The organism is Streptomyces sp. NPDC001634 (genome assembly GCF_040298185.1).
In the GTDB taxonomy this organism is placed as follows: domain Bacteria; phylum Actinomycetota; class Actinomycetes; order Streptomycetales; family Streptomycetaceae; genus Streptomyces.
Genome location: NZ_JBEOZU010000005.1, coordinates 33,660 through 48,915, shown reverse-complemented (window position 1 = coordinate 48,915; position 15,256 = coordinate 33,660). Strand labels below are relative to the sequence as shown.

The 15,256-nt window shown below is 67.0% G+C and carries 14 protein-coding genes; 7 read left to right on the top strand and 7 right to left on the bottom strand.

Features of this window, described 5'->3' with window-relative positions:
* The first annotated feature begins 105 nt into the window (after positions 1–105).
* Positions 106–264 (top strand): hypothetical protein, encoded by a 159-nt coding sequence (locus ABT186_RS04585; RefSeq protein ID WP_502973137.1) that lies wholly within the window; start codon positions 106–108, stop codon positions 262–264.
* A gap of 138 nt (positions 265–402) precedes the next feature.
* Here ABT186_RS04585 and dnaB read toward each other — a convergent pair whose 3' ends face one another.
* Positions 403–1,878, bottom strand: a complete 1,476-nt coding sequence (dnaB, locus tag ABT186_RS04580; protein WP_351221256.1) for a replicative DNA helicase — start codon at positions 1,876–1,878, stop codon at positions 403–405.
* Between the two features lie 460 nt (positions 1,879–2,338).
* Here dnaB and ABT186_RS04575 point away from each other — a divergent pair, with 460 nt between their 5' ends.
* Entirely contained in the window at positions 2,339–3,676 is a 1,338-nt protein-coding gene (locus ABT186_RS04575; RefSeq protein WP_351923518.1) for an MATE family efflux transporter, read from the top strand.
* 190 nt (positions 3,677–3,866) lie between these two features.
* Here the strand turns inward: ABT186_RS04575 and rplI are convergent, their stop codons facing one another.
* From rplI to rpsF, 4 genes are all read right to left on the bottom strand, one after another.
* A complete protein-coding gene (gene rplI / locus ABT186_RS04570; protein ID WP_351221258.1) occupies positions 3,867–4,313 on the bottom strand; it encodes a 50S ribosomal protein L9 in 447 nt (148 codons plus the stop codon).
* Between the two features lie 18 nt (positions 4,314–4,331).
* Complete coding sequence (gene rpsR, locus ABT186_RS04565; RefSeq protein ID WP_003949403.1) at positions 4,332–4,568, bottom strand: 30S ribosomal protein S18; 237 nt, start codon at positions 4,566–4,568, stop codon at positions 4,332–4,334.
* 82 nt (positions 4,569–4,650) lie between these two features.
* Positions 4,651–5,223 carry a single-stranded DNA-binding protein gene (locus ABT186_RS04560; RefSeq protein ID WP_351923516.1) on the bottom strand — a complete coding sequence of 191 codons (573 nt, stop codon included), beginning with the start codon at positions 5,221–5,223 and terminating at the stop codon, positions 4,651–4,653.
* A 74-nt stretch (positions 5,224–5,297) separates the two neighbouring features.
* The gene (gene rpsF, locus ABT186_RS04555) at positions 5,298–5,588 is read right to left on the bottom strand and encodes a 30S ribosomal protein S6 (RefSeq protein WP_351221260.1); all 291 of its coding nucleotides are present in this window, start codon (positions 5,586–5,588) and stop codon (positions 5,298–5,300) included.
* Positions 5,589–5,875: 287 nt separating this feature from the next.
* Here rpsF and ABT186_RS04550 point away from each other — a divergent pair, with 287 nt between their 5' ends.
* The 3 genes from ABT186_RS04550 to ABT186_RS04540 all read left to right on the top strand — a co-directional run bounded on the left by ABT186_RS04550 (position 5,876) and on the right by ABT186_RS04540 (position 8,632).
* Positions 5,876–6,193 (top strand): hypothetical protein, encoded by a 318-nt coding sequence (locus tag ABT186_RS04550; protein WP_351221261.1) that lies wholly within the window; start codon positions 5,876–5,878, stop codon positions 6,191–6,193.
* A gap of 160 nt (positions 6,194–6,353) precedes the next feature.
* Entirely contained in the window at positions 6,354–7,472 is a 1,119-nt protein-coding gene (gene femX / locus ABT186_RS04545; protein ID WP_351221262.1) for a peptidoglycan bridge formation glycyltransferase FemX, read from the top strand.
* A 128-nt stretch (positions 7,473–7,600) separates the two neighbouring features.
* Positions 7,601–8,632, top strand: a complete 1,032-nt coding sequence (locus tag ABT186_RS04540; RefSeq protein ID WP_351221263.1) for an alanine racemase — start codon at positions 7,601–7,603, stop codon at positions 8,630–8,632.
* 79 nt (positions 8,633–8,711) lie between these two features.
* On the opposite strand, the gene ABT186_RS04535 is transcribed toward ABT186_RS04540, so the two are convergent.
* Entirely contained in the window at positions 8,712–10,220 is a 1,509-nt protein-coding gene (locus tag ABT186_RS04535) for a glycosyltransferase family 87 protein (protein ID WP_351221264.1), read from the bottom strand.
* Positions 10,221–10,348: 128 nt separating this feature from the next.
* Complete coding sequence (locus tag ABT186_RS04530) at positions 10,349–12,994, bottom strand: transglycosylase domain-containing protein (protein WP_351221265.1); 2,646 nt, start codon at positions 12,992–12,994, stop codon at positions 10,349–10,351.
* A 374-nt stretch (positions 12,995–13,368) separates the two neighbouring features.
* Between ABT186_RS04530 and ABT186_RS04525 the strand changes: the two genes are divergently transcribed.
* Complete coding sequence (locus ABT186_RS04525) at positions 13,369–14,049, top strand: PadR family transcriptional regulator (RefSeq protein ID WP_351221266.1); 681 nt, start codon at positions 13,369–13,371, stop codon at positions 14,047–14,049.
* Positions 14,050–14,093: 44 nt separating this feature from the next.
* The gene (locus ABT186_RS04520; protein WP_351221267.1) at positions 14,094–15,176 is read left to right on the top strand and encodes an inositol-3-phosphate synthase; all 1,083 of its coding nucleotides are present in this window, start codon (positions 14,094–14,096) and stop codon (positions 15,174–15,176) included.
* Positions 15,177–15,256: the final 80 nt, after the last annotated feature.

The window sequence follows — 15,256 nt, the reverse complement described above, 5'->3', positions numbered from 1 at the left end:
GCCATCGCTGCCGGCTCTCGTCCTCCAGCCCTCGGGCCAAGTCGCCGAACTGCTCCTCCGCGGGTGCACCGGTGGTTGGGGTGTGCTGCCTCAGGCGCCAGGGGCGTGCACGACCCCGTGCATGAGACCGATCATCTCGCCGGCCACAGGTATCTTGACCGGCTCTCCCAGCGGGACCGCAAGAACGCATGGCGGCAGCTGGAAGACCGCCGTGAGGACGTCTTCGCGCAGCGCCCGATCAAGGCTGCCGGTCTGGGGCGGTGAGACGCTCGGTGGCCGCGGCCACCTTCCTCAAGAAGTGAGAACTTCGACCTGCGCGCCTCACACCGACGGCGTAAATGCCATCGCCGTGCCACCGGACCTGAGACTGTGCCACGGATATTGAGACCCAGCAGAGGCCGGTCAGGTCTGCGCCATGTCCACGAAACGGGAGTAGTGGCCCTGGAACGCGACCGTGATCGTCGCCGTGGGGCCGTTACGGTGCTTGCCCACGATGATGTCCGCCTCGCCCGCGCGTGGCGACTCCTTCTCGTACGCATCCTCGCGGTGCAGCAGGATCACCATGTCGGCGTCCTGCTCGATCGAGCCGGACTCACGCAGGTCGGACACCATGGGCTTCTTGTCCGTGCGCTGCTCGGGGCCTCGGTTGAGCTGCGAGAGCGCGATCACCGGCAGTTCCAGTTCCTTGGCCAGAAGCTTCAGGTTTCGCGACATCTCGGAGACCTCCTGCTGTCGGCTCTCGGACCGCTTGGAGCCGGACTGCATGAGCTGCAGGTAGTCGATGACGACCAGTTTCAGGTCGTTGCGCTGCTTCAGGCGGCGGCACTTGGCGCGGATCTCCATCATCGACAGGTTCGGCGAGTCGTCGATGTAGAGGGGGGCGGCCGAGACGTCCGGCATACGGCGCGCGAGCCGGGTCCAGTCCTCGTCCGTCATCGTGCCGGACCGCATGTGGTGCAGGGCCACCCGCGCCTCGGCGGACAACAGACGCATGGCGATCTCGTTGCGGCCCATTTCGAGCGAGAAGATCACGCTCGGCAGGTTGTGCTTGATCGATGCGGCGCGAGCGAAGTCCAGGGCGAGCGTCGACTTACCCATTGCAGGACGGGCTGCGATGATGATCATCTGACCGGGGTGCAGACCATTGGTGAGCTGGTCGAGGTCGGTGAAGCCGGTCGGTACACCGGTCATCTCCCCCGACCGCGAGCCGATCGCCTCGATCTCGTCGAGCGCACCTTCCATGATCTCGCTGAGCGGCAGATAGTCCTCAGCGGTGCGCTGCTCGGTGACAGCGAAGATCTCGGCCTGGGCGCTGTTGACGATCTCGTCGATATCGCCGTCCGCCGCGTATCCCATCTGTGTGATGCGCGTACCGGCCTCGACCAGACGGCGCAGGACCGCACGCTCGTGCACGATCTGCGCGTAGTACTCCGCGTTCGCCGCGGTCGGGACCGTCTGGACCAGCGTGTGCAGATAGGGGGCGCCGCCGACTTTGGTGATCTCGCCGCGTTTGGTCAGCTCGGCTGCGACCGTGATGGGGTCGGCCGGCTCGCCCTTCGCATACAGGTCGAGGATCGCCTGGTAGATCGTCTCGTGTGCGGGCCGGTAGAAGTCATGGCCCTTGAGGACCTCGACGACGTCGGCGATCGCGTCCTTGGACAGGAGCATGCCGCCGAGGACGGACTGCTCGGCGTCCAGGTCCTGGGGCGGGACGCGCTCGAAGGAGGAGCCCGCACCGTCCCACGCCCCGCTGTCCGAACCCCGGTCGTGCTGCTCGTCGCGACCCCGGCCGCCGTCACGGCGCTGACGGGAGGCGGGGACACGATCACTGGGACCGCTGTCGGCCCACGGATCGTCCAAGGGCTCGGAAATGCTCACCGGGCCGCCTCCTCCCGTCCGCCGCGCGGACCTCGCCGTGCACCTCATTTCTAGGGCACGACACTGACAAACCGAGAAGCCCAGCTCCGGTTCAGACGCGTCGGGTTTGCACGTTTTCCGAGGACGGAGGGGGGAGCGGGCGCCGGACCACGTTAGGCCCGTCGGCACCGTCAGCCAATCTGGTTATCCACAGGCCATGTGGACGACGGCCCCGATGCTGTGGACAACTCCGCGAAACCTGTGCACGACACGGTGGACAGCCCTGTGAACAAGCCCTCAGTCCGTCCACTGAATCGACCCTGACCTGCACTTTTCCCGTCCACCGGCTGTGCAGAAGAAAAACTTCCCCAGTCGGATCAAGATCGCCGCGAACGGTACACAGCGCCACACCCCGCTAGAGCCGAAGTAAGGACCAGTACCCGATTGCATCTCTTACCTGTGGACGATTAGATTGATGGCCATGACACACGCTCCCGCGACACCCCGCGCCATCCGACGTCGGCACGACCGGGAGATCGTCACCCTGGCCGTTCCGGCCTTCGGCGCACTCGTCGCAGAGCCCCTCTTCGTGATGGCCGACAGCGCGATCGTCGGCCATCTCGGCACCGCACAACTGGCCGGCCTCGCCGTCGCTTCGGTGCTTCTCACCACGGCTGTGAGCGTCTTCATCTTCCTCGCATACGCCACCACAGCAGCGGTCGCCCGTCGCGTCGGCGCTGGCGATCTGCGAGCCGCCATCCGCCAGGGCATGGACGGCATCTGGCTGGCGCTGCTGCTGGGGGCAGGCGTCATCGCCGTGCTCCTGCCCACGGCCCCCGGCATCGTGGACCTCTTCGGTGCCTCGCAGACGGCCGCCCCGTATGCGACGACGTATCTGAGGATCTCGGCACTCGGCATCCCCGCGATGCTGGTCGTGCTCGCTGCGACGGGTGTCCTGCGCGGTCTGCAGGACACGAGGACGCCGTTGTACGTCGCCGTCGGCGGCTTCGTCGCGAACGCCGCGCTCAACGCGGGCCTCGTATATGGCGTCGGCCTGGGCATCGCCGGTTCCGCCTGGGGCACCGTCATCGCCCAGTGCGGCATCGCAGCGATGTACCTGCACGTCGTCATCCGCGGAGCGCGTCGGCACGGTGCGTCGCTGCGCCCGGACGCGGCCGGGATACGTGCCTGTGCACAGGCGGGATTGCCCCTGCTGGTCCGTACGCTCTCCCTGCGGGCGATCCTGATGATCGCCACTGCCGTTGCCGCCCGCCTCGGGGACGCGGACATCGCCGCCCACCAGATCATCCTGTCTCTGTGGAGCCTGCTCGCCTTCGCCCTGGACGCGATCGCCATCGCAGGGCAGGCCATCATCGGGCGGTTTCTCGGCGCCGGCGACGCTCAGGGCGCCCGCGAGGCATGCCGACGCATGGTGCAGTGGGGAACCGTCACAGGGGTCGTCCTCGGACTACTGGTCCTCGCGGCCCGGCCGCTGTTCCTACCGCTGTTCACCAGCGACACGGCCGTCCACCATGCGGCCCTGCCCGCTCTCGTGCTCGTGGCGGTGTCGCAGCCCATCTGCGGCATCGTCTTCGTGCTGGACGGCGTGCTGATGGGCGCGGGGGACGGACCGTATCTGGCGTGGGCGATGTTGCTGACACTGGTGGTCTTCGCTCCCGTGGCCCTGATCGTCCCGGTCCTCGGCGGCGGACTCACCGCCCTGTGGGCCGCGATGACGCTGATGATGACGGTACGAATGCTCACGCTGTGGCTGCGCTCCCGCTCGGGCCGCTGGATCGTGACAGGCGCGACGCGCTGACCGGTCGACGGCCTCGACTTCGTGCTGTTTCACGTGAAACATGGCCGCGATTCACGCTGTTTCACGTGAAACGGAACCCAACTACTTGCTCCAGTGCTTCCTCCAGCCACGAAGAAGGGCCGCACCCAAGACGGGTGCGGCCCTTCTCTCAGCTGTTCAAGCCGAGCAGCTGTTCAAGCCGAACGCAGTGTCAGGCTGCGACAACCTCGATGTTGACCTTGGCGGCAACCTCGGGGTGCAGACGCACGGACGTCTCGTGCGCGCCCAGCGTCTTGATCGGCGCGCCCAGCTCGATGCGGCGCTTGTCGACCTCGGGGCCACCGGAGGCCTTGATCGCCGAAGCGATGTCGGCCGGGGTGACGGAACCGAAGAGACGGCCGGAGTCGCCGGAGCGGACGGCCAGGCGGACCTTCACGCCCTCGAGCTGGGCCTTGATCTGGTTGGCCTGCTCGATGGTCTGGATCTCGTGGATCTTGCGAGCACGACGGATCTGCTCGACGTCCTTCTCGCCACCCTTGGTCCAGCGGATCGCGAACTTCCGCGGGATCAGGTAGTTGCGAGCGTAACCGTCCTTGACGTCGACGACGTCGCCCGCGGCACCGAGGCCGGAGACCTCGTGGGTGAGGATGATCTTCATGAGTCGGTCACCCTTCCCTTAGCGCGCGGTGGAGGTATAGGGCAGCAGCGCCATCTCACGGCTGTTCTTCACGGCCGTGGCGACGTCACGCTGGTGCTGCGTGCAGTTGCCGGTCACGCGGCGGGCACGGATCTTGCCGCGGTCGGAAATGAACTTCCGCAGCATGTTCGTGTCCTTGTAGTCCACGTACGTGACCTTGTCCTTGCAGAAAGCGCAAACCTTCTTCTTCGGCTTGCGCACAGGCGGCTTCGCCATGGTGTTTCTCCTGTGTGATCAAGAAGTTTGGGGTACGGCCCGCCCTTGACCCGGCCCGGCCCACAGGGCCCGGCCCGAAGGCCTAGAAGGGGGGCTCGTCCGAGTAGCCGCCGCCGCCGGAGCCGCCGGAGCCGCCGCCCCAGCCGCCACCGCCCTGGCCACCGGCCGGAGCGCCGGTCGCCCACGGATCGTCGGCCGGAGCACCGCCCTGCTGGCCGCCACCGGGGCCACCGCCCCAGCCGCCGCCACCCTGGCCGCCACCGCCGCCGTAACCACCCTGGCCACCGCGGCCGGCGGTCTTGGTGACCTTGGCCGTGGCGTTGCGCAGGCTCGCGCCGACTTCCTCGACGTCGAGCTCGTAGACCGTGCGCTTGACGCCCTCTCGGTCCTCGTAGGACCGCTGCTTCAGTCGGCCCTGCACGATGACGCGCATGCCTCGCTGGAGCGACTCGGCGACGTTCTCCGCCGCCTGACGCCAGACCGAGCAGGTCAGGAACAGGCTCTCGCCGTCCTTCCACTCGTTCGTCTGGCGGTCGAAGGTGCGGGGAGTGGACGCGACGCGGAACTTCGCGACCGCCGCACCGGACGGGGTGAAGCGCAGCTCGGGGTCATCGACAAGATTGCCGACGACCGTGATGACGGTCTCGCCTGCCATGGGGGAACCTCTCGGCGGGTTTGCTGCTGGCTGCTTGCTGCTACTCGAATCCCGAGATCAGCTGAGTGGAATGCTCAGTGGGTCTCGGGGCGGAGGACCTTGGTCCGGAGGACCGACTCGTTCAGGTTCATCTGGCGGTCGAGCTCCTTGACGACCACAGGCTCGGCCTGCAGGTCGATGACCGAGTAGATGCCCTCGGGCTTCTTCTTGATCTCGTACGCGAGACGACGACGGCCCCAGGTGTCGACCTTCTCGACCTTTCCGCCACCGTCACGGACGACAGAAAGGAAGTTCTCGATCAGCGGGGAGACAGCGCGCTCCTCGAGATCGGGGTCGAGGATGACCATCACCTCGTAGTGACGCATGTGGAACCCACCTCCTTTGGACTCAGCGGCCACGGTCGTTCCGTGGCAGGAGGGTTGTGATGCGTACGCAACGGTATCGGCCGCCACTGACAATCGGGGTCGGTCGGCGGTTTCCCCAGGCCCGGCCTGGATGAATTCCTTGGCTCTTCCTGGGCAGACACCGGTGCAGACGGTACAGAGTACCTGCACACGTGCTTCCGGTTGAAATCCGGCCGCGGAGCCCGTCAATCTGTACACATCGGGTGTGTATGGCGCTACGATGCGCCGCCTTCCGCAGGAGGTGCCCCATGGCACAGGTATTGCGACCCAACACCACCGGTTCCCTCTTCGCCACGGACGGCAAGGCCCACCCCGTCCAGGACACCCTGCTCGCGGTGACCCTGGTACTCGGGATCACGGCCTTCGTCACGGCGATGTTCCACAACCTGCATCTGATCAGCTCCTGGACCGGTCTGGTGGGGATCGTCACGGGCGCGTACGGGCAGTTCATCTCCGAGACGACGCGTGAGCGCTTCGGGCTGATTCTGGGCCTCGGCGCCTCGGCCATCGGCTTCTTCCTCGGCATGGCCCATGGCGGCCTCTTCGGAGGTGTCTTCGGCGGCTGACCAGTGGGGGCGCCGACCGGCCTGCAGCGCCGTCCGGCGCCCCGCCGGGCACACAGGTTCCATAGGGCCAGACGGGCCGCTCGCAGGGCGCAGTAGGCTTCGGCGCGAGAGCCGGAGCCCCTGTACCCATGGGGACACACCAGCCCGAGGAGCGCCCCGAATGAGCCTGACCCTGAGGACGATCAGTCGCGAGCAGCATCTGGCGTACATCCAGAGCCTGCCGGCGGCGAGCCACATGCAGGTCCCGGCCTGGGCAGACGTCAAGGCGGAGTGGCGCTCCGAGAGCCTCGGCTGGTTCGACAGGAGCGGCGAACTGGTGGGCGTGGGGCTGGTGCTCTACCGCCAGCTGCCCAAGCTCAAGCGCTATCTCGCGTACATGCCCGAGGGTCCGGTCATCAACTGGTTTGCGCCGAATCTGGACGACTGGATCCAGCCGATGCTGGCGCATCTCAAGCAGCAGGGGGCCTTCTCGGTGAAGATGGGCCCGCCGGTGATCATCCGGCGCTGGGAGGCCAACTCCATCAAGCAGGGCATCCAGGACCCGGACGTGAAGCGCCTGCGTGACATCGAGGCGGACTTCATCGAGCCGCGCGCCTTCGAGGTGGCCGACAAACTGCGCCGCATGGGCTGGCAGCAGGGCGAGGACGGCGGCGCCGGCTTCGGCGACGTACAGCCCCGTTACATCTTCCAGGTGCCGCTGGCGAACCGTTCCCTGGAAGAGGTCCACAAGAACTTCAACCAGCTGTGGCGCCGCAACATCAAGAAGGCCGAGAAGGCCGGTGTCGAGGTCGTCCAGGGCGGCTACCACGACCTCGAGGAATGGCAGCGGCTGTACGAGATCACGGCGGTGCGCGACCACTTCCGGCCCCGGCCGCTGTCGTACTTCCAGCGCATGTGGACGGCCCTCAACACCGAGGACCCCAACCGCATGCGGCTCTACTTCGCCCGCCACAACGGCGTGAACCTGTCGGCGGCGACGATGCTGGTGGTCGGTGGGCACGTCTGGTACTCCTACGGCGCCTCCGACAACATCGGCCGTGAGGTCCGGCCCTCGAACGCCATGCAGTGGCGGATGCTGCGCGACGCCTACGCGCTCGGCGCCACCGTCTACGACCTGCGGGGCATCTCCGACTCGCTGGACGAGACCGACCACCTCTTCGGTCTGATCCAGTTCAAGGTGGGCACGGGCGGACAGGCCGCCGAGTACCTCGGCGAGTGGGACTTCCCGCTCAACAAGCTGCTCCACAAGGCGCTCGACATCTACATGTCGCGCCGCTGACCACGCCGGAGCCCCGTACCGGACCGCTCCGGCGGCCCGGCGCCATCCCGTCGGACCGGCGGATCCGTCACAATTCCAGTTCAGACCTCTGAGATACCCCAGCCACGAGAAAGGTTCCGGGACCGGCCATGGCGCTCACGCTCTACGTCGACACCGCGCGCTGGCGGGCACACCACAAGCAGGTGCAGGAGCAGTTCCCGGGGCTCGTCCCCGTCTGCAAGGGCAACGGCTACGGCTTCGGCCACGAGCGGCTGGCGGAGGAGGCCACGCGTCTGGGCGCGGACGTCCTCGCCGTGGGCACGACGTACGAGGCGGCCCGGATCAAGGACTGGTTCGGTGGCGACCTGCTGGTGCTGACGCCGTTCCGGCGGGGCGAGGAGCCCGTGCCGCTGCCCGACCGTGTCATCCGCTCGGTGTCGTCCGTGGACGGCGTGTACGGGCTGGTGGGCGCCCGTGTGGTCATCGAGGTGATGTCCTCGATGAAGCGCCACGGCATCAGCGAGCAGGACCTGCCGCAACTGCACGCCGCCATCGAGAACATCCGCCTCGAAGGCTTCGCCATCCACCTCCCGCTGGACCGCACCGACGGCTCCGACGCCGTCGAGGAGGTCATCGGCTGGATGGACCGGCTGCGCGCGGCCCGGCTGCCGCTGCACACGATGTTCGTCAGCCACCTCAAGGCCGACGAACTGGTCCGGCTGCAGCAGCAGTTCCCGCAGACCCGCTTCCGCGCCCGCATCGGCACCCGGCTGTGGCTGGGGGACCACGAGGCGACCGAGTACCGCGGGGCCGTCCTGGACGTCACACGCGTCTCCAAGGGTGAACGATTCGGCTACCGGCAGCAGAAGGCGGCCTCGGACGGGTTCCTGGTCGTCGTGGCGGGCGGAACGTCGCACGGGGTGGGTCTGGAGGCCCCCAAGGCCCTGCACGGCGTCATGCCCCGCGCCAAGGGCGTTGCCCGGGCCGGCCTCGCGACGGTGAACCGTAACCTTTCGCCGTTCGTCTGGGCGGGCAAGCAGCGCTGGTTCGCCGAGCCCCCGCACATGCAGGTCTCGATCCTGTTCATCCCCTCGGACGCCACGGAGCCCAAGGTCGGAGACGAGCTGGTGGCCCATCTGCGGCACACCACCACGCAGTTCGACCGGATCGTCGACCGCTGAGTCCGGAGCCGGACAGCACAAAGGCCGTACACGGAACCCGTGTACGGCCTTTTGCGTGGCGCCCCTACGACGTGTTCGCTCAGGGCGAACCATTCTCGGTGGGCTCCGCACCCCGGCCGCCCCAGTCCACGTACGGCCCCTCGAGGTGCGCCGCATGGCGCGGCGGGTGGGCGGCGGCGCCCAGCACGAAGACGTCCTGCGATCCGTCCAGCACTCCGCCGGACGGATCGTCGTCACCGGCCCGGCGCACCATGTCACGTTCCGGCATGAAGATGTCGCGAACGACGACGGCGCACAGGTAGAGGGTCCCCAACAGGTGGACGGCGATGGCGACTTGGTATCCGTCCGTCGGCAGTCCCTTGTGGGCGTCTCCGCTGGTCGTGTACGCGAGGTACATCCAGATCCCCAGGAAGTACGCCACCTCGCAGGCCTGCCAGATCAGGAAGTCCCGCCAGCGCGGCCGGGCCAGTGCGGCAAGGGGCACCAGCCACAGCACATACTGCGGCGAGTAGACCTTGTTGGTGAGGATGAACGCCGCGACGATCAGAAACACGAGCTGCGCGAAGCGCGGGCGGCGTGGGGCCGTCAGCGTCATCGCGGTGATACCCACGCAGGCGAACAGCATCATGATCAGCGCGCAGGTGTTGGCGGTGTCCTTGGTGATCTCGATGTTGAGCCACCGCGAGATGAACAGGAAGACCGAGCCGAAGTCGACCCCGCGGTCCCGGCTGAAGCTGTAGAACTTCGCCCAGCCCTCCGGGGCGAGGAACATCACCGGCAGGTTGACCACGAGCCATGCGCCCACGGCACCCAGCAGGGCGGTGAAGAACTCCCGCCACTTGCCCGCCCGCCAGCACAGCACGAGGAGCGGTCCGAGCACCAGGAACGGATAGAACTTGGCGGCCGTGGCGAGTCCGACCAGGACACCGAAGGCCAGGGCTCTGCCACGCGACCACATCAGCATCGCGGCGGCCAGCAGGGCCACGGCGAGCAGGTCCCAGTTGATGGTGGCCGTGAGCGCGAAGGCGGGCGCAAGAGCGACCAGGAGGCCGTCCCAGGGGCGCCTGCGGTGGATCCGGGCGGTGCACACGGCGATGATCGCAGCGCACACCATGAGCATCCCGGCGTTGACCATCCAGTAGGTCTGCTCCCGGGTCTGGAGGGCACCGCTGTGCGGCGTCAGCCACGAAGCGACCTCCATGAACACACCGGTGAGCACCGGATACTCGAGGTAGTCCATGTCGCCGGGGAGCCTGTCGAAGTAGGGCACGAGCCCGTCGGCGAATCCGCGTCCCTGGTAGAGGTGGGGGATGTCCGAGTAGCACGCGTGCGTGTACTGCGAGCTCGCGCCGAAGAACCAGCCGCTGTCGTAGCAGGGCAGCTTCTGGACCATGCCGAGGGCGAACATGCCGATCGCGACGAGCGCCACGACCCGCACGGGAGTCCACCAGGACGTCCCGAGCAGTGCGCGTCGTCCGATGGGGCCGCCGATCAGCTCGCTGCCGGCCGCGGCGACCTCGTCTTCCCTGGTCGGCCGTACCGGGTCCGGCTCGTGCACGCTGGCTCGCGTCGTCTCTGCACTGGGCATGAGGCTCATCCTGCCGCATCCACCTAGGAAAACGCCGAGGGCCGCCACACCTGGTCGGTGTGACGGCCCCTCTCGATCGACGTTTCACGTGAAACGGAGTGTTTCACGTGAAACACGCTCGGTGACGGCTATCCGTTGGGGCCTGCGAAGATGCCGCCGTTGCCATTGCCCCGTGAGCTTCCACTTGTGGTGGTCTCGGTCGGCGTTGAGGTCACTCCACCCGTGCCGCCGCCATTAAGGCCGCCATTGTTGCCGCCGCACTTCCAGCTGAAGTTGCCGCAGGTGTCGCTCGGCGTGGGTGTGGGCGACAGGGTCAGGCTCGGCGTCGGGCTCGGCGTCGGGCTCGCCGTGATGCTCGGCGTGGGCGTCGGGGTCGCACTCGGGCTCGGGGTGTCGTTGATGACCTCACCGATGGGCTCAGGTGTCGGGAACGGCTGCGCAGGCTGGCCCTGGAGCGCCTCGGCCATGTAGTCGTGCCAGATCTGGGCCGGGAACGAGGCACCGTGGATTTTCTTCTGGCCACCCGTCCCGTACATCTCCAGGAACTGACGGTTCTTGTTGGCCTCGTTGTCGTCCATGCGGTACATGCCGATCGCAGTCGACAGCTGCGGGGTGTACCCGACGAACCAGGCGGACTTGTTGCCGTCCGTCGTACCGGTCTTGCCCGCCACATCGCGGCCGGGGAGCTGGGCTGCGGTACCGGTGCCCTTGTCCACCACGGTCTTCAGAACGTCGGTCACATTGTCGGCGACCTTGGGGGTGAAGGCATCGTTCGTCTTCTTGACGTGCTGGAAGACCGTCCCGTCCTTGCTGCTGACCCTGTCGACCGAGTACGGGTCGTTCTGCTTGCCGCTGGCCGCGAAGGTCGCGTAGGCACCGGCCATGCGGATCGCGCTCGGGCTGGAGGTACCGATGGAGAACGACGGGTAGTTGGCACTGGCCAGGGTGCCCGGGAGGAGGCCCGCGTCCAGGGCCGACTGCTTGACCTTGTCCAGGCCGACATCCATGCCGAGCTGGACGTAGGCAGTGTTGACCGAGAACTGCATCGCCTCACGCAGGTCGATCTTGTAGTCGGGCGGATTTCCGACCGACTCGTTGCCGTCGTTGGTCTGCAGCCACTCCTCGCCCTTCTCGTTCTTCCAGACCGTGCCGTTGTACTCCTTGATCTTGAGCTTGTTCTTGCCGCTGTACAGACTCTGAGGAGAGGCGACCGTGCGCTCGTCCTGGGCCTGCTCGGCTCCGAGGTCCTTGTTGCGGACGCCCCACTTCATGGAGGCCGCCAGCACGAAGGGCTTGAACGTCGAACCCACCTGGGCACCGGTTGTGTCGGCGTTGTTGGTGAAGTGCTTGGTCGCATCCTCACCGCCGTAGATCGCCTTGATAGCGCCGCTGGCCGGGTCCACGGAGGCGCCGCCGAACTGGACGAAGGTGTCCGTCTGCGGGCGCTCCTTGGGTTTGATGTTCTTCTTCTCGACGTTCTTGACCGCGGTCTCCAGCTCGCCGACCTTCTTCTTGTCGAACGTCGTGTAGATCTGGTAGCCGCCCTGCTGCAGCTTGTCCTGAGTGATGTGGGTCTCGCTGCTGTGGGTGACCAGGTAGCTGTTTGCCAGGTCGACGAGGTAGCCGATCTGGCCACTCAGCCGGGTGTTCGACCGCGGGTTCTGGACCTTGGGCAGTTTCGTGTACTGGGCCCGCTCCGCAGCGCTCAGATGGCCGTACTCGACCATCTTGTTGAGGGTGTCCTGCATCTGCAGCAGGGCCCGCCTGCCGTTGTTCTGGGGAGTGGCGGCCGGGTCGATGGAGGTCGCTCCCGCCGGGTCGTAATACGTGGCGCCCTTCAGCATCGCCGCCAGGAAGGCGCACTCACCCGGGTCCAGCTGGATGGCCCGCTTGTTGAAGTACGCGTGCGCCGCCGCTTCGATGCCGTAGGCGTTCCGGCCGTAGTACGCGGAGTTCAGGTAGCCGGCCAGGATCTCGTCCTTCGGGACCTGCGCCCCCACCTTGATCGCGATGAAGATCTCCTTGAACTTCCGGGTGATCGTCTGCGACTGGTCGTCCAGCCTCGCGTTCTTCACGTACTGCTGGGTGATGGTGGAGCCACCCTGGGTCTGACCACCCGTGGCCATGTTGAAGACGGCACGCGCAATGCCCTTGGGGTCGATGCCGCTGTCGGTGTAGAAGGTCTTGTTCTCCTGGGAGATGACGGCGAACCGCATCGCCTTGGGGATCTGCGAGAGATTGACGATCTGGCGGTTCGTCTCACCCCCCGTGGCCACCATCTGGCTGCCGTCGGACCAGTAGTAGACGTTGTTCTGGGCCTGCGCGGTCTTGGCGACGACCGGGACGCTCACCATCGCGTACCCGATGCCCGCAACCGCCACCAGGCTTCCTATGAAACCGATGAACAGCCCCGACACCAGCTTCCACGACGGGACCCAGCGCCCGACTCCGTACTTGCCCGCGCGGGGATAGTCGATGAAGCGCTTCTTGGCAGGAACGGAACCCCGCCCCCTGCCCCGCCCGGGACCGCTTGGGCCGTATCCCGCGCCATCGGCCGATCTACGTCGGCCGCCCCCATTTCTCTGTGCTGCCCGCCGGGCCTCGGCACGGCCACCGTACGGGCGCTCCTCACCTCCCGCTCCATAGGAGGCGGAAGGAGACCCGGTGGCGCCTCGCGGTGCCGCGCGGCGGCCGGAGGGCGCCGACTGGCCGCGTCCGGGCGCGGCACGTCCGCCTCCCTGCGGCTGCGGCGGTTTGCGACGGTGCTCGCTCATCGAACGATTACTCCTCGGGCAGGCGCATCCTCGCGCGCCTGGAGACGGCGGCTGGTTTCCGGTCCCCCCCAAGTACGGATGCGGTCGTTTTGGCATTCACCCGTACTGCACCGAGGACAAGGACGCCCCCAGTCGTCACTCGGTTCCCGGTGATGTGCATGCCGCACAGACTACGCACCGCCAAAACCCTCCGAGCCCCCAAGTTCACCCCCAACCAGACAATTCGCTTCCCACGAATCGGTGATGTGACTCCGTTCACCGTGCCCCCTCTTGTCGCATCCGGAGGGGCGTTCTATCGTCGTGATGTATCGAGTCGATACATCAGCTCGACATAAAGACCGCGCGGATGAGACAGCGACAGGAAGGAGGCGCACATGAGCCGGCGTTCCGGGATCCTCGAGTTCGCCGTCCTCGGCCTGCTCCGCGAGTCCCCGATGCACGGCTACGAGCTGCGCAAACGACTCAATACATCACTGGGTGTATTCCGTGCGTTCAGCTACGGGACGCTCTACCCGTGCCTCAAGACGCTGGTCGCCAACGGCTGGTTGACCGAGGAGCCGGGCAGCAGCCCCGATGACGCCCTCGCCGCTTCCCTCGCGGGACGCCGCGCCAAGATCGTCTATCGGTTGACGGCGGAAGGTAAGGAGCACTTCGAGGAGCTCCTCTCACAGACGGGTCCCGACGCGTACGAGGACGAGCACTTCGCCGCTCGTTTCGCCTTCTTCGGCCAGACGTCCCGCGACGTGCGCATGCGCGTCCTCGAGGGCCGCCGCAGCCGGCTGGAGGAGCGCCTGGAGAAGATGCGCGCCTCTCTGGCTCGCACCCGGGAGCGCCTCGACGACTACACCCTCGAGCTCCAGCGCCACGGGATGGAGTCCGTGGAGCGCGAAGTGCGCTGGCTGAACGAGCTCATCGAGAGCGAGCGGGCCGGAAAGGACCTCAGGGGTTCCACTGCCGACGGCTCCGCTCGCAACAGCACATCTGGAGAGACGGGCGGCCTGCCCCGGCACCGGGACGGCACCCGGCCGGATCCGTCCGACGACACCACCACGTGAGGTCCCGTCGGGGCTTCACCTCGTACACACAGGGAGCAACCGGAATGGGTTCGGTTCGCGTAGCCATCGTCGGCGTGGGCAACTGCGCCGCGTCGCTGGTGCAGGGAGTCGAGTACTACAAGGACGCCGACCCGGCGTCCAAGGTCCCGGGTCTGATGCATGTCCAGTTCGGCGACTACCACGTCCGTGACATCGAGTTCGTCGCCGCGTTCGACGTGGACGCCAAGAAGGTCGGCCTCGACCTGGCGGACGCCATCGGCGCCTCGGAGAACAACACCATCAAGATCTGCGACGTCCCGTCCACCGGCGTGACGGTCCAGCGCGGCCACACCCTCGACGGTCTCGGCAAGTACTACCGCGCCACGATCGAGGAGTCCGCCGAGGCCCCGGTCGACGTCGTCCAGGTCCTCAAGGACAAGCAGGTCGACGTTCTCGTCTGCTACCTGCCCGTCGGCTCCGAGGACGCGGCGAAGTACTACGCCCAGTGCGCCATCGACGCCAAGGTCGCCTTCGTCAACGCCCTGCCGGTCTTCATCGCGGGTACCAAGGAGTGGGCCGACAAGTTCACCGAGGCGGGTGTCCCGATCGTCGGTGACGACATCAAGTCGCAGGTCGGCGCCACCATCACGCACCGCGTCATGGCGAAGCTGTTCGAGGACCGGGGCGTCGTCCTGGACCGCACGATGCAGCTGAACGTCGGCGGCAACATGGACTTCAAGAACATGCTCGAGCGCGAGCGCCTGGAGTCCAAGAAGATCTCCAAGACGCAGGCCGTCACCTCCCAGATCCCCGACCGGGACCTCGGCGAGAAGAACGTCCACATCGGCCCGTCCGACTACGTGGCCTGGCTCGACGACCGCAAGTGGGCGTACGTCCGCCTCGAGGGCCGTGCCTTCGGCGATGTCCCGCTGAACCTGGAGTACAAGCTCGAGGTCTGGGACTCCCCGAACTCCGCCGGTGTCATCATCGACGCTCTGCGGGCCGCGAAGATCGCCAAGGACCGCGGCATCGGTGGCCCCATCCTGTCCGCGTCCTCGTACTTCATGAAGTCCCCGCCGGTCCAGTACTTCGACGACGAGGCCCGCGAGAACGTCGAGAAGTTCATCAGGGGCGAGGTCGAGCGCTGAGCGCTGGCGAGACACAACGCTACGCGCCAAGGGTTCGCTGCTTGTGCCCTGTTGAGGGTCCCCGGGTTGTACTGCCCGGG

Bases quoted from the DNA above. Each gene is read 5' to 3' on its own strand.
- ABT186_RS04575 (WP_351923518.1), top strand. From the start codon at position 2,339: ATGACACACGCTCCCGCGACACCCCGCGCCATCCGACGTCGGCACGAC.
- rplI (WP_351221258.1), bottom strand. From the start codon at position 4,313: ATGAAGATCATCCTCACCCACGAGGTCTCCGGCCTCGGTGCCGCGGGC.
- rpsR (WP_003949403.1), bottom strand. From the start codon at position 4,568: ATGGCGAAGCCGCCTGTGCGCAAGCCGAAGAAGAAGGTTTGCGCTTTC.
- ABT186_RS04560 (WP_351923516.1), bottom strand. From the start codon at position 5,223: ATGGCAGGCGAGACCGTCATCACGGTCGTCGGCAATCTTGTCGATGAC.
- rpsF (WP_351221260.1), bottom strand. From the start codon at position 5,588: ATGCGTCACTACGAGGTGATGGTCATCCTCGACCCCGATCTCGAGGAG.
- ABT186_RS04550 (WP_351221261.1), top strand. From the start codon at position 5,876: ATGGCACAGGTATTGCGACCCAACACCACCGGTTCCCTCTTCGCCACG.
- femX (WP_351221262.1), top strand. From the start codon at position 6,354: ATGAGCCTGACCCTGAGGACGATCAGTCGCGAGCAGCATCTGGCGTAC.
- ABT186_RS04540 (WP_351221263.1), top strand. From the start codon at position 7,601: ATGGCGCTCACGCTCTACGTCGACACCGCGCGCTGGCGGGCACACCAC.
- ABT186_RS04535 (WP_351221264.1), bottom strand. From the start codon at position 10,220: ATGCCCAGTGCAGAGACGACGCGAGCCAGCGTGCACGAGCCGGACCCG.
- ABT186_RS04530 (WP_351221265.1), bottom strand. From the start codon at position 12,994: ATGAGCGAGCACCGTCGCAAACCGCCGCAGCCGCAGGGAGGCGGACGT.
- ABT186_RS04525 (WP_351221266.1), top strand. From the start codon at position 13,369: ATGAGCCGGCGTTCCGGGATCCTCGAGTTCGCCGTCCTCGGCCTGCTC.
- ABT186_RS04520 (WP_351221267.1), top strand. From the start codon at position 14,094: ATGGGTTCGGTTCGCGTAGCCATCGTCGGCGTGGGCAACTGCGCCGCG.